Source organism: Luteimicrobium album (genome assembly GCF_030161555.1).
Lineage (GTDB): Bacteria > Actinomycetota > Actinomycetes > Actinomycetales > Cellulomonadaceae > Luteimicrobium > Luteimicrobium album.
The window spans coordinates 3069352-3083026 of the sequence record NZ_BSUK01000001.1 but is presented as its reverse complement, the minus strand read 5'-3'; the positions used below and the strand labels follow the sequence as shown (position 1 = coordinate 3083026).

The following is a 13675-nucleotide window of genomic DNA, read 5'->3' as shown; positions in this document are numbered from 1 at the left end:
CGCCGGCCGCGCGGTCCGGGGGCTCACTCCCCCACGAGCGTGACGAGCCGGGACCTCCCGCCCGCGTCCTTGATCGCCTGGAGGACGACGTCGGCGTGGGGTTCGAGGGCGCTCACCTTGTCCAAGGGGGCGCCCACGACGAGCTGGAAGCCGAGGCCCCGCCACGCCCCGACCGCGCGCCCTGCGAACCGGGCGTCGGCCTTGATGAACGCCTCGTCGAGGAAGACCGGTGCGTACCGGGGCCGGGCGGCGCCCGCGTCGCCGAGCTGGTAGCGCAGGGCCGCGCCGACGATGAACGCCACGAGCTCCTGGGACTCCCCGCCGGACTTGCCGGCGATGTGGTCGTAGACGCTCACGTGGTTGCCCGCCAGGTCGACGCACTCGGCACTGATCCGCACGTGGTCGCGCACGTCCACGAGCCGGCGCCGCTCCGGGCTGTCGGACCGGATCCTGTCGATGAGTCGGGCCATCCGCGCGTAGCGGCGCTCGTGCTCGGCGAGCGGGACGTCGCCGGCGGGGGCGGTCGCGAGCTCACGCAGGAGACGCCGGAACGACGTGACGTCCTGGCCCTCCACGGGGGTCGCCGTGATGCGGAGCCGGTGCTCGTCGTCCCGGAACGGCAGCGTCGCGAGGATCGCGTTGACGGGCTCCATCCGGTCCCGGATCTCGGCGGCCGCCTGCGCGATGCCGTTGTTGAGCCGCGTGAGCTGGTCCCCGGACATCTGTCGCAGGTGGGCCGACCACTTCTCGCGCAGCCGGTAGAGCTGCTGGTACTCGAGCTCCTCGTAGACCCGCAGGAAGTCCGCGTACGCGGCGTCCGGGTCGGCGCTCCGGTTGGGGTCCGGCCACGTGTCCTCGAACCGTTCGAAGATCGCCGCGAGGGCCGCACGGGCCGCACGCTCCGACTCGGCCGCGACCTCGCTCTCGTGGCGCAGCTCCCGGGCGACCGCGGCGACGGCGGTCGTGAGGTCCACGAGCCCGCCGCCGGGTCCGCCGGCAGCGCCCGACCAGCCGACCTGCGCCATGAGCGTGTCGAGCCGCGCCGCCTGCTCCGCGGTGAGCGACACCCTCGTCGTCGGCACGCTCGACGGCGTCCGCGACCTGGTCGACCTGGTCGCTGAGCTGGGCCCACGCCTCGCCGAGAGCCTTCACCCGGTTCTGCGCGTCGGCCCGCTCGCGGTGGAGCTCCTCCAGGCGCGCGCGGAGCCGCTCCTCGTCGGCCTTGAGCGCGCGCAGCACGTCGGAGCCTGCCACGAGCGTCTCGAGCCGCTCGCGCCGCTCGGCGACGCGGGCCTCGGCCCCCGCCACGTCGACGTCGTCCCACGTGACCCGGAGCGCCTGGCTGAAGCCGAAGAAGTGGTCGGCCTCGGCCCGCTGGCGCAGCTTCGCGCCCGCGAGCGCCTCGTGCGCGAGCCGCAGCTCCTCCCGTGCCGTATCGAGCTGCGCGGCGAGCTGCTGCAGGCGCCGGTGGTTGCTGAACCCCAGCGGCGACGGGCGCCCCTGGCCGCCGTGCGCGCCGCGGCGCCGGGCGGCGGTCTGCCCGGTGCGGGTGAGCGCGCGGGCGTGGTGCGCCAGCTCGGAAGGGTCGTCCACGCACACGTACGCGAACTGGTCGGCGAGGCGGCCTGCGAGCCAGCCGCCGAACGGTCCCGCCTTGATCTCGAGCCGGCCGGGCAGCAGCGCGCGATCCTGCTCCTCGTGCAGGGGCAGCCCCACCCGCACGGCCTCGTACCGCACGCGCACCGGCGAGGGGACGGCGTCGATCGCCTGCCGGAACCCGTCGAGGCGTTCCTCGTCGACCAGGACCGTGACGGCGAAACCTCCGAGCGCGAGCCCGATCGCGTCGCGCCACGGCTCGTACTCGCTGCGCACCTCGAGCAGCTCGCCGACGAACGGCAGGTCCTCGGTGCGCAGGCCGGCGGCCCCTGCCCAGGCCTCGCGGGTCTCGTGCAGCTCGCGGGCGACGTTGCCGCGGCGGGCCTGCAGCGACGCCGCCTCGCGCTCGAGCTCGGCCACGGCCCGCTCGGCGTCCTTCTCGCGCGTGCTCGCGTCGCCGACGGCCTGCGAGAGCGCGTCCGTGTGCCGGTCGCGGTCGTCGAGGTAGGCACGCGCCTCGGTCTGGAGGCGGTCGAGGTCGCGTCGCGACCCGACCTCGCGCTCGAGCGGGGCCAGGTGCCCGGAGAGCTCGGCGCCCGCGCGCCGGACCTCGGCGAGCCGCTGCTCGGCCGCCCGGACGTCGCGCTCGGCCGCCTCGATGGCGTCGCCGCCGTTGCGGCGCTGGTCGGCACGCACCTGCTCGAGCTCCGCGTCCGCGGCGCCGATGCGCTGCGCGGCGGCAGCCTCGCGTTCGACGGCGGCCCGGTGCTGCGCCCGGTTCTCCGCCTCGGCCGCGCGCAGCAGGTCGAGCTGGGTGCGGTCGCGCCAGGCGGTGAACGGCGTGAGGGCGTCGTCGTCAGGCTCCGCGCCCAGCGCCTCGACGAGGGCGCGCGCGGCCGCGGCGGCGTCGATCGCCGCACGGTGCTCCAGCATCGGTCGCAGCACGTCCACCTGGCGCTGCGCGGTGTCCATCTCGGCGCGGACCTCGCTGAGCTCGTCGAAGTGCTCGACGGCGCGCTCGGCGACGCGGATGGTCTCGGGCTCCTCGAGCACCATCGCCTTGTACAGCGAGTCGACGGTCGTGATCTGCTGGCCGGCCTGGATGCGGCCCAGGAGCTGCATCGCCTTCTCGCCCTCGCCCGCGGCCCCGATGCCGAGCGCCGCATGAAGGCGCGCCGCGAACGCCTTGTCCGTGTCGAAGGCCGTGAGCCCGGCCGCGGTGAGGCCGGACCTCGCGAACCGCTGGGCGACGAGCGGTTCGAGGGCGCGCAGGTCCAGCTCGCGCTCGACGACGGCGCGCACCGCCACGGTCTCGTCGGCACGCTGCGCGGTGCGCGGGACGTACCACGCGCGCAGCGCCGTGAACCGCTCATTCGACTGCGACGTCCAGGTCGTCGCGATGGCCGACCACGTGTCCGACGTCTCGCCGCGCAGCACCCGGTCCTTGGCGGCCGCAGCCCCGGCGGCGCGCTGCTCGTCGAGCTTGCCGCGCGCGTACGAGACGACGTTGCGCTGCTCCTGCCCGCGGGCCCGCCCGCTCGTGGCCGTGTTCGAGGCGCCGTTGAACGGCGTCGTGTGGCTCATCATGAGCGCGATGTACGCGTCCAGAAGCGTCGACTTGCCGGAGCCGGACGCCCCGGTGAGCAACGTCGTCGTGCCCGCGAACCGCACCTCGTGGTGGCCGTGGTACCCGCCCCAGTTGACGAGCTGCATGGACATGGCCGTCCACTGCCGCCCGTCCGAGGCCGTGGGGATCAGCCCGAACAGCGACTGCTGCATGCGCGGCGCGTCCTGCGCCGTCTCGGTGCTCGTGAGGGTCACGCGACGACCTCCTCGTCCTCGTCCACGGCGTCGTCGTCGGTGTCGCCGGCCGCCGGGTCCGGCTCGTCGGCGGCCACGACCGCACCACCGCGCAGCCACTGGGTCAACGCGCGCAGCCGCTCGACGGGCAGCAGGACCTCGACGACGGGCTGCACCCGGTAGCGGCCGTCGGCGACCTCGTCGAGCACGTGCTCGCGCACGAGCGCACCGATCGCGTTGTCGATCTCCCGACGGCGCGCCGCCAGGTTGGTCTCGCCGACGGGCAGGAAGCCGAGCGCGTAGTCCACGAGCTCCTCGGCGTCGACGTGAGCCGCACGCTCGCCCGCACCCTGCTCCTGCCTGAACCGGTTGCGCACGAACAGCATCAGCAGGGTCTCCACCCGCTTGTACGGCTCGTCCTTGAGCAGGACGGGCACGTTCAGCCCCGGCTCGCGGACCTGCCGCTTGTACGCGATCTCGTAGTCACGGTCGACGACGAGCTCGACGAACATGTCGTGGCAACGTGACGCGAGGACGTTCTGGTGCGCCAGCAGAGCCTTCCACTCGGCGGGGTGCACCGCGGCCGACAGGTAGCGCCGCTGCAGCACGAGCGCGAGCGCGCGCCGTGCGTCGTAGGGCAGGACGCCCGTGTCGCCCGCGAAGAGCGCGGGGACGTCGTCCTCGATGTCCGTGGGCTCGACGAACACATCGGAAGCTGGTGCGACCTCGGTCATGCGGGCGTCTCCTCTCGTCGGTGTGCTCGTCGGGCACGGCGACCGCCACGGCCGGGACGACGATCGTGCGGGTGCTGCCGTCGGCCCGCTCCGTCACGACCCGCCGGAGCCGGGCCGCGGGCACGTCGGCGTCCACGAGCAGCGCCTCCAGCGCTCCGGGCGCCGCGAGCTCGAGGTAGCCGAGGAGCTCGACAGGGCGGCGCAGCTCGGGCGGCCCGGCCGCGAACACCTCGTCGACGGTCGCGCCCCCGCGCTCGCGCACGACGCGGGCCAGGTGCGCGGCCGTCTCCGCATAGCGCGGGCCTCCCATGCCGAGCAGCCCGTCGAGCAGCTCGGCAGCGCCGTCGAGGTCGGTCTCGTCGTCGCCCAGGTCGGTGAGCGCGTCGGGCGGGGTCTCGGGCCGCAGGTCGTGGAGCTGCGCGCGGAACCGCCCGAGACGGGCACGCTCCAACCAGCGCAGCGGCTCCACGCGAGCGGCCCGACCGGTGGACGGGAACCAGTCGGCCATCGCCGCGGTCGCCTCGCGCAGGGCGGCGTCGAGCTCGCGGTCACGGAGCGGATTGTGCACGGTGAGCTGCTGCGTGATGGTCCGGGAGGCCCGGGTCTGCGCGTCGAGCACCGCGTCGACGGCCGCGAGCAGGCGCGCGTGGAGTGTCCGCACCGCCTCACGCCGCTCCACGGGCACCGCGTCGGCGAAAGGGTGTGCGAGCACGGCACGCACCCGCTCGTCGAGCCGGCCGAGGAGCTGCGGGTCACGCAGCAGCTCCATCGCACCGGCGAACGCGCGCCCTCGGGCGTGCGCTGCATGAGCGTGTCCGACGCGTCGAGGTAGCTTCCGAGCACCTCGCCGGTGGGGCGGTCGTCCTGCCGCAGACCGGTGACGATGCTGCGCTGCAGCTCGGCGATCGACTCGGCGACCCGCGCGAAGTCCGCCGGGAGCTCGCGCACCAGGGCGGCCACGTTGTCGAACTGCTCGACGAGCCGGTCCTCCGGCGTCTCCACCACGGGCCCGCCGGCCTCGAGCCGCTGCAGCTCGGCCTCCGCCGTCGCGAGCTCGTCGCGCGACCGGGCGATCTGCTCGCGCAGAGCGCGCTGCTGCGACTCGCGGTCGGGCCGCGTGTCCCGGGCCAGCCCTTCCAGCGCCACGAGGAGCGTGCGGATGCGCGACTCGCTGACCAGCGCCCGGGCGCCCTGGGTCCGGTCGACGAACGCCAGCGCCTCCGCCGCGTGCGAGCTGACCCGGTACTGCTCGACGCCGTCGTCGTCGAGCGCGCGCACCAGCCACCGGTCCCGGACCCACCGCGAGCAGAGCGCGCGCGCGGCGTCACCCGGGACGTCGTCGTGGCCTGCGGCGCGCGCCTCCGCGAGCAGGTCCTCGACCTCGACGTGCATCTGCTCCGTCGGGACGGTGGCGCGACCCGGGCTGAAGATCAGCGACAGGAGCGCGACGACGAGCGGCCCCTCCTTGCGGTGCAGCAGCGCGAGCGCGGGCGTGCCGAACGCGCCCCGGCTGCGAGCCAGGGCGGCGTCGAGGCGCACGGTCCCCCGGGCACGGGTGGCAACGGCTCCGGCGGCCCGGCGTCAGGCCGGGACGACGTTGACGAGCTTCGGCGCGCGCACGATCACCGTGCGCACCCCGGCCGTCGAGGTTCCGCTGCACGTTCTCGTCGGCGAGCGCGAGCTCGCGCAGCGCGTCCTCGGCGATCGACGGCGGCACCTCGAGCCGGGCGCGGACCTTGCCCTGCACCTGCACCACGCACGTCACGGTCTCCTCGACGAGGTACGCCGGGTCGGCCACGGGGAACGGCTCGTGCGCCAGCGACGCGTCGTGGCCCAGCCGCTTCCACAGCTCCTCGGCGATGTGCGGCGCGATCGGCGCCGTCATGAGGACGAGCGGCTCGACGGCGGCGCGGGGCACGCTCGCCAGCCCGGTGAGGTGGTTGTTCAGGGTGATGAGCTTCGCGATCGCCGTGTTGGGCCGCATGTGCTCCATCTCGACGGTGACGTCCGCGATGGTGCGGTGCACGAGGCGCAGCGTCGCGTCGTCGGGCGCCTCGTCGACCACGACGACGTCGCCCGTCGCCTCGTCGACGACGTTGCGCCAGAGCCGCTGCAGGAAGCGCTGCGACCCGACGACGGCGCGCGTCTCCCACGGCCGGGACATGTCGAGCGGGCCCATGGACATCTCGTAGACGCGGAACGTGTCGGCGCCGTACTGCTCGTACATCTCGTCGGGCGTGACGACGTTCTTGAGCGACTTGCCCATCTTCCCGTACTCGCGGTTCACGGGCTCGCCGTGCCACGTGTACGTGGTCTCGCCCGAGTCGGAGACGTGCTCCTCGACCTCGGCCGCGGTCACGTACTGGCCGCGCGCGTCGGTGTAGGCGTACGCCTGGATGTAGCCCTGGTTGAACAGCGTGTGGAACGGCTCGAGCGCGCTCACGTGGCCCAGGTCGAACAGGACCTTGTGCCAGAACCGCGCGTACAGCAGGTGCAGCACGGCGTGCTCGACGCCGCCCACGTACAGGTCGACGCCACCCGCCTTCCCGGCGCCCGGGTTGTGCTCCGGGCCGAGCCAGTAGCGCTCGAGCTCGGGCGACACGGCCTCCTGCTGGTCCGCCGGGTCGAGGTAGCGCAGGTAGTACCAGCACGAGCCCGCCCAGTTGGGCATGGTGTTCGTCTCGCGGCGGTAGGTCTTCGGCCCGTCGCCCAGGTCGAGGGTGACGTTGACCCACTCCTCGTTGCGACCGAGCGGCGGCTCGGGCGCGGACGTGACGTCGTCGGGCGCGAACGTCCGCGGCGCGTAGTCCGGCACGTCCGGCAGCTCGACCGGCAGCAGCGAGTCGGGCAGCGCGACCGGCGCGCCGTCCTCGCCGTAGACGATGGGGAACGGCTCGCCCCAGTAGCGCTGGCGGCTGAACAGCCAGTCGCGCAGGCGGTAGGTCACGGTCCCCTGCCCGACGCCGTTCGCCTCGAGCCAGGCGGTGATGCGCGCCTTGGCCTCGGGCACGGTCAGCCCGTCGAGGAGAGCTCGTCGCCGGCGGTCGTCGTCGCGGTCGAGCGCTGCACCAGGCCGTCGCCCGTGTACGCGGCGTCGGGGGCCTCCTCGAAGCCGTCCGCGAAGCCGCCGTCGGGCGCGACCGTGAACACGACGGGCAGGTCGTAGGCGCGGGCGAAGTCGAAGTCACGCTGGTCGCCGCCGGGCACGGCCATGATCGCGCCCGTGCCGTAGCCCATGAGGACGTAGTCGGCGGTGAAGACGGGGACGAGCTCGCCGTTGACCGGGTTCGTCGCCAGGTGGCCGGTGAACACGCCGGACTTGCTGCGGGCGTCGGCCTGGCGCTCGACGGCCGTCTTGCTCGCGGCCATGGTCCGGTACGCGGAGACCGCGGCGACGGGGGTGTCGTGCCCGCCCGTCCACAGGTCCTTGGTGCCGTCGGGCCACGCGGCCGGGACCTCGTCGAGCAGCGGGTGCTCCGGCGCCACGACCATGAAGGTCGCGCCGAACAGCGTGTCCGGACGGGTCGTGAAGACCTCGACCTCGCGGGCGTTCGCGTCCCCCACCCCGCCGATCGCGAACGTCACGCGGGCGCCCTCGGATCGGCCGATCCAGTTCCGCTGCATCGACTTGACCTTCTCGGGCCAGTCGATCAGGTCGAGGTCGTCGGCCAGCCGGTCGGCGTACGCCGTGATCCGCATGTTCCACTGCCGCAGGCTGCGCTGGAACACCGGGAAGTTGCCGCGCTCGGAACGCCCGTCGCTCGTGACCTCCTCGTTCGCGAGGACCGTCCCGAGGCCCGGGCACCAGTTCACGGGCGCCTCGGACACGTACGCGAGGCGGTACTCGCCCAGCACGTCCTCGCGCTCCGCGGGGGTGAGCTCGGCCCAAGGCCGGCCGTCCGGCGTCGGGCGCGCACCCGACGCGAAGGACTCGACGAGCTCCGCGACGGGCCGGGCCGCGCCGCGGCCGCCGCCGGGACGCTCGGCGTCCGGGTCGTACCACGAGCTGAAGATCTGCAGGAAGATCCACTGCGTCCAGCGCACGTAGCCCGGGTCGATCGTCGCGAACGACCGGCGCTCGTCGTGCGCGAGCCCCAGGCGGCGGAGCTGGCGCTTCATCGTGGCCATGTTGGCCTCGGTCGTGGTGCGCGGGTGCTGCCCGGTCTGCACGGCGTACTGCTCGGCCGGCAGGCCGAACGCGTCGTAGCCCAGAGCGTGCAGCACGTTGTCGCCGCGCATCCGGCGGTACCGCCCGACGACGTCCGTGGCGATGTACCCCAGCGGGTGACCGACGTGCAGGCCCGCGCCCGAGGGGTACGGGAACATGTCCATGAGGAAGAACGGCTGGGCGCCGGAGGCCGCGTGACGGTCCTCGCCGTCGGTCAGCGCGCCCTCCGGGTTCGCGGCCCAGAACGTGCCGCGCTGCGCCCACTCGTCCTGCCAGGCAAGCTCGATGCGCTCCGCGAGCTGCGGGGTGTAGCGGAAGGGGAGCTCGTCGGATCCGGGCGCGGGAGAAGCGGGTGAGGTCACACCAGGAGTTTACCGGCGGGCGCGGACAGCCCGGGCGGGCCGTCCACCGGTATCGGCCCCGGTCAGAAGTAGGTCTGGGTGATCGGCTCGCGCAGGCCGATGAAGACCCACAGCAGCAGGGCGACGTAGAGCACGACCGTGCCGATGGTCCGGTTCCGCACGATCGCGCCCCGCCACTTCTCGGGCAGCGGGATCGCGCGCTCCTGGATCGCGTGCACGAGCTGGTACCAGAAGATCGGGATCATGCAGAGCCACACCACGCTGCACCACGGGCAGATCTTCCCGAGCCGGTAGACCGTGGTCCAGACGAAGAAGAAGACGTGCCCGAGGCCGATCGTGGTCGCGGCGAGCAGCGCGAGCCGGAACCAGCGCGGCGGCCGGAAGCCCGTGAGCATGACGACGCCGACCGTGACGACGATCCCGAACGCCACGATGCCGATGAAGGGGTTCGGGAAGCCGTAGAGCTTGCCCTGCCACGACTGCATCGCGGCCGTGCACGTGACGAAGACGTTGATCGAGCACGAGGGCTTGAAGTCGGGGTTGAGCGCCAGCTTCCAGTCGTCGCGCGTCAGCTGCCCCGCCGCGAGAAACGCGATCCCGCCGAAGACGGTCAGGATCCAGCCCAGCGTGCGGTCCCTCAGCGGGTGCGGGATCAGCGGTCGGGAGTAGTCGAGGTCGTCGTCGACGTCCGCGTCGTCGGGCTCGGCACTGACGTTCGGGGCCTGGCTCACCGCTGCTCCCTCGCTGGTGCGACGTCCCGTTCCACCGGGCGTCGGTGCTGGTCACGCCTCGCGTACGGAGGACGCGGCACACGCTACCGGCTGACCCTGGGAGGTGTCTCGATCCGTGGCGAACCCGACAGCGCCGACGGGGCGGGGTCCGGGCGCGCGCCGACCACCCGGCCGACCTCGTGTGCTCGCGGTGCAGGAGGTCATCGCCTGAGGCGCGGCGCCCCTCCGCGCTCGGCCCGCGTGCGCCCGACGACGAGGACGATCGCCAGGCCGGCGAGCGTGAGCAGGACGCCGGCCCACGCGGGCGCCCGGTAGCCCCACCCGGCGGAGATCACGAGGCCACCCACGAACGCGCCGTCGGCGTTGCCGACGTTGAGCGCGGAGTGCGCGAGGGCCGCGCCGAGCGAGGGCGCGGTCGGCGAGAGGTCCATGAGCCGGGTCTGCATCGCGACGCCGAGCACCTGGGACGTCGCGGCGAGCAGGAACAGCCCGACGAACGCCCCGACGGGCCACTGCAGGACGAGCGCGAGCACGGCGAGCGCCACCGCGGTGGCCGCGAAGCCCCACAGGACGGTGCGGAAGACGCTGCGGTCGACGAGCCGCCCGCCGAGCAGCGTGCCCACGGTCATCCCGACGCCGAAGACCGCGAGGACGACGGGTACGAGGTCGTCGGACAGGCCGGTCACGGTCGTGACGGTCGGCGCGACGTACGTGTAGACGGCGAAGAGGCCGCCGAACCCGACGGCCGCGGCGAGCACCGTGACCCACAGCGTGCCGTTGCGCAGGGCGCCGAGCTCGCCGCGCACGCTCGCGCCCGCGACGGCGTCGAAGTGCGGCACGAACCTGACGAGCCCCAGCAGCGTGAGCGCGCCGAGCACGCCCACGACGACGAATGCGAGCCGCCACCCGAGCTGCTGTCCGACGAACGTGGAGAGCGGCACCCCGACGATGTTCGCGATCGTGAGGCCGGCCATCATCGTGGCGACCGCGCGTCCGCGCCGCTCGGGCCCGACGACCGCGGTCCCCACGACCGCCCCCACACCGAAGAAGGCGCCGTGCGGCAGGCCTGCGACGAACCGGGCGACGAGCAGCCAGTCGAAGGTCGGCGCGAGGGCCGAGCCGAGGTTCGCGACCGTGTACCCGGCCATTAGCCAGATCAGGAGGGCCTTGCGCGGCAGGCGGGCGGCGAGCGCCGTGAGCAGGGGTGCCCCGACGACGACGCCGAGCGCGTAGGCAGTGATGACGTGCCCGGTCGCGGGGATGGAGACGTCGAGGTCCGAAGCGATGTCGGGGACGAGGCCCATCGACGCGAACTCGGTGGTGCCGATGGTGAAGCCGCCGACGGCCAGCGCGAGGAGCGCGAGCGTGGCGCGGCGGGACGCGTCCGGGCGGGTCGCGGCGCGCGTCGTGGGGGTGGCGGTCATCGCTGCCTCCGGGGCTCGGTCGACCAAGGTCGAAACGATTCGAGGAACGGTCGGCGGCGACCGGGGACGAGAGTGGTGCGGTGGTGGAAGCCTAGCGGGATCTACCGCTCGGCGCCGTCGCGCTCGACGGGCAGCACCCAGATCGCCTCCGCCGCAGGGAGCCCGAGCTGCAGGATCGGCGGGGCCGCGCTCGGCGTCGCGCCCGGGAGCGTGACCTCGAGGACCCCCGCGTACGTGCGCCGTCCGACGACGCGCAGCTCCGTGTCCAGGCGGATCCCGAGCTCGTCGAGGTAGCGCAGGACGTCGGGGTCGGCGTCGGAGATACGGGCGACCCGACCGTGGTCGCCGGCCGCGAGCTCCGGCAGGCTCACCGCGCCCGGACGCGGGACCGTCCCGTCGGCGCGCGGGATGGGGTCGCCGTGCGGGTCCCGCTCCGGGTGGCCCAGCAGCGCGTCGATCCGCTCGACCAGTCCGTCGGAGACCGCGTGCTCGAGGACCTCCGCCTCGTCGTGCACCTCGTCCCAGCCGTAGCCCAGCGTCTCGACGAGGAACGTCTCGATGAGGCGATGGCGGCGGACCATCGCGAGCGCGTGCCGCCGCCCCTCGGGCGTCAGCTCGATGGACCCGTAGCGCGCGTGCTCCACGAGGCCCTGCGACCCGAGCCGGCGCACCGTCTCCGAGACCGTCGACGCGCCGACGCCCATCCGGTCGGCGACGAGCTTCGTGGTGACCGGGTCCGCGCTCCACTCCTGCGCCGTCCAGATCACCTTGAGGTAGTCCTGGGCGACGGACGTCAGGTCCGTTGTCGACTCGCTCACATCGCCACCCTAGCGAGCGGGACCCCCGGGAGCCCGGGCCTACAATCGCCGGGTGCCTCGAGTAACCAGCGTCGACATCGCGCTCGTCGGTGGCGGGATCATGTCCGCCACCCTCGGGGCGTTCCTCAAGCTCCTCGAACCGTCGTGGACCATCGCGCTCTACGAGCGCCTGGACGACGTCGCCCAGGAGTCCTCCAACCCGTGGAACAACGCGGGCACCGGCCACGCGGCGCTGTGCGAGCTCAACTACACGCCCGAGAAGGCGGACGGCACGATCGACATCGCCAAGGCGATCTCGATCAACGAGCAGTTCGAGCTCTCGCACCAGTTCTGGAGCCACCTCGCCGACGCCGGGCTCATCCCGCCGCTGTCGACGTTCCTGTCGAACACCCCGCACATGACGTTCGTGCGCGGCGAGAAGAACGTGGACTACCTGCGCCGCCGTGTCGAGGCGCTGCGCACCAACCACCGCTTCGCGGGCATGGAGTTCACGACCGACCCGGCCGTGATCGGCTCGTGGGCGCCGAAGCTCACCGAGGGCCGCGACGCGTCCGAGCCGATCGCCGCGACGCGCGCCGACTGGGGCACCGACGTCGACTTCGGCGCCCTCACCCGGCACCTCGTCGCGTTCCTCCAGGACAACGGCGCCGACGTCGAGCTGCAGCACGAGGTCACGAACCTCGCCCGGCGCGGCGACGGCTGGCGCCTCACCATGAAGGACCGTTCCTGGAACGCCAAGGTCCGCACGCACACCGTCGACGCGAAGTTCGTGTTCGTCGGTGCGGGCGGCGGCGCGCTGCACCTCCTCCAGAAGGCGGGCATCCCGGAGATCAAGGGCTTCGGCGGCTTCCCCATCTCGGGTGAGTTCCTGCGTACGTCCAACCCCGAGATCGTCGCCGCGCACCGCGCGAAGGTCTACGGCAAGGCCGACGTCGGCGCTCCCCCGATGTCCGTGCCCCACCTCGACACCCGCGTCGTCGACGGCAAGTCCTACCTGATGTTCGGCCCGTACGCCGGGTTCAGCCCGAAGTTCCTCAAGAAGGGCTCCTGGTTCGACCTGCCCGGGTCCATGCGGCCCGGGAACGTCGGCCCGATGCTCGGGGTCGCCAAGGACAACTTCGACCTCGTCCAGTACCTCGTCGGGCAGCTCGCCGCGTCACGCGACAAGAAGTTCGAGGAGCTCCTCACCTTCATGCCGACGGCGAAGCCCTCCGACTGGGAGCTCATCACCGCCGGCCAGCGCGTCCAGGTGATGAAGAAGGGCGAGAACGGGCACGGCGTCCTGCAGATGGGGACCGAGCTCGTCACCGCCGCCGACGGGTCCATCGCCGGCCTCCTCGGCGCGTCGCCGGGCGCCTCGACCGCCGCGTCGGTCATGGTCAAGCTGCTCCGGCAGTGTTTCGGCGACCGCTCCGCGGCCTGGGAGCCCCGGCTCGGCGAGATCGTCCCGCAGCTCGCGCAGCCCTCGGCCGGGCGGCCGTCGCCGCCGAGCCTCAGGTCGGCGAGGAGCCGGTCGCGGCCGAGGCATGAGCGCCGTGCTGAGCCGCCCCCGTCCGGGCGTGCGGCCGCGCACGTCCGACGACGGCCCGCACCGCCAGCTCGACCAGCGCGCCACGCCTGCGCTGTGGGGTGAGCTGGTGGCGCGCGTGTTCGCGCTCGACGGCGTCGTCGAGGGTCACTCGCAGGTCTCCCCCGCGTCGTCGCGGGCCGTGTTCCTCACGGACCAGCGCGACGAGCGCGCGCCCGAGACGTCCCTGGCACCCGGCATGCGCCTCGAACCGGTGCACCTGCACGGCGTGGACGACACGAGCGTGCACCTGACCCTTCCCTCCGAGCGCGGCACCGAGCTCGTCGGACTCGGGTGGGCCGAGCCGCACCAGTACGCGGAGTTCGACACCGAGTTCATGGTCTACGGACCCCGCGACGAGGCCGAGCTCGACGACGTGCTCTCCGTGATCGCGGAGAGCCTCGCCTTCGCCCGCGGCTGACCGAGGCAACGGCGCACCGCACGCCGAGCACGGGATCTGCGACCCGCGAGCACG

The 13675-nt window shown here is 73.5% G+C and carries 8 protein-coding genes and 2 pseudogenes; 2 read left to right on the top strand and 8 right to left on the bottom strand.

The genetic code is table 11. From position 1 onward, the window contains the following. Nucleotides 1-23: 23 nt before the first annotated feature. The 8 genes and pseudogenes from QQK45_RS15690 to QQK45_RS15655 form a co-directional block, all read right to left on the bottom strand. On the bottom strand, nucleotides 24-575 hold the full coding sequence (locus QQK45_RS15690) for an SbcC/MukB-like Walker B domain-containing protein (RefSeq protein WP_284294080.1): 552 nt from the start codon (nucleotides 573-575) through the stop codon (nucleotides 24-26). Beyond that, nucleotides 532-3417 carry an ATP-binding protein gene (locus QQK45_RS15685; protein WP_284294079.1) on the bottom strand — a complete coding sequence of 962 codons (2886 nt, stop codon included), beginning with the start codon at nucleotides 3415-3417 and terminating at the stop codon, nucleotides 532-534. Before QQK45_RS15685 ends, QQK45_RS15690 begins: the two co-directional genes overlap by 44 nt. Beyond that, entirely contained in the window at nucleotides 3414-4130 is a 717-nt protein-coding gene (locus QQK45_RS15680) for a DUF4194 domain-containing protein (protein ID WP_284294078.1), read from the bottom strand. The genes QQK45_RS15685 and QQK45_RS15680 overlap by 4 nt, the downstream gene beginning before the upstream one ends. A 106-nt stretch (nucleotides 4131-4236) precedes the next feature. Beyond that, nucleotides 4237-5669: pseudogene (locus tag QQK45_RS15675) on the bottom strand (DUF3375 family protein); the annotation flags it as partial. A 42-nt stretch (nucleotides 5670-5711) separates the two neighbouring features. Next, a pseudogene (gene leuS / locus QQK45_RS15670) lies at nucleotides 5712-8660 on the bottom strand (leucine--tRNA ligase). 62 nt (nucleotides 8661-8722) lie between these two features. Then, on the bottom strand, nucleotides 8723-9391 hold the full coding sequence (locus QQK45_RS15665) for a vitamin K epoxide reductase family protein (RefSeq protein WP_284294076.1): 669 nt from the start codon (nucleotides 9389-9391) through the stop codon (nucleotides 8723-8725). A 200-nt stretch (nucleotides 9392-9591) separates the two neighbouring features. Next, nucleotides 9592-10815 carry an MFS transporter gene (locus QQK45_RS15660; protein WP_284294075.1) on the bottom strand — a complete coding sequence of 408 codons (1224 nt, stop codon included), beginning with the start codon at nucleotides 10813-10815 and terminating at the stop codon, nucleotides 9592-9594. 101 nt (nucleotides 10816-10916) lie between these two features. Beyond that, nucleotides 10917-11633 (bottom strand): metal-dependent transcriptional regulator, encoded by a 717-nt coding sequence (locus tag QQK45_RS15655; RefSeq protein WP_284294074.1) that lies wholly within the window; start codon nucleotides 11631-11633, stop codon nucleotides 10917-10919. 52 nt (nucleotides 11634-11685) lie between these two features. Between QQK45_RS15655 and mqo the strand changes: the two genes are divergently transcribed. Both mqo and QQK45_RS15645 read left to right on the top strand, forming a co-directional pair. Next, nucleotides 11686-13266, top strand: coding sequence for a malate dehydrogenase (quinone) (gene mqo / locus QQK45_RS15650; protein WP_284294073.1), 1581 nt, complete (start codon nucleotides 11686-11688; stop codon nucleotides 13264-13266). Then, the gene (locus QQK45_RS15645) at nucleotides 13193-13621 is read left to right on the top strand and encodes a luciferase domain-containing protein (protein WP_284294072.1); all 429 of its coding nucleotides are present in this window, start codon (nucleotides 13193-13195) and stop codon (nucleotides 13619-13621) included. The genes mqo and QQK45_RS15645 overlap by 74 nt, the downstream gene beginning before the upstream one ends. Nucleotides 13622-13675: the final 54 nt, after the last annotated feature.

What these genes read in the sequence shown, in the direction of transcription:
- QQK45_RS15680 (WP_284294078.1), bottom strand. Translation starts at nt 4,130, where the DNA reads ATGACCGAGGTCGCACCAGCTTCCGATGTGTTCGTCGAGCCCACGGAC.
- QQK45_RS15660 (WP_284294075.1), bottom strand. Translation starts at nt 10,815, where the DNA reads ATGACCGCCACCCCCACGACGCGCGCCGCGACCCGCCCGGACGCGTCC.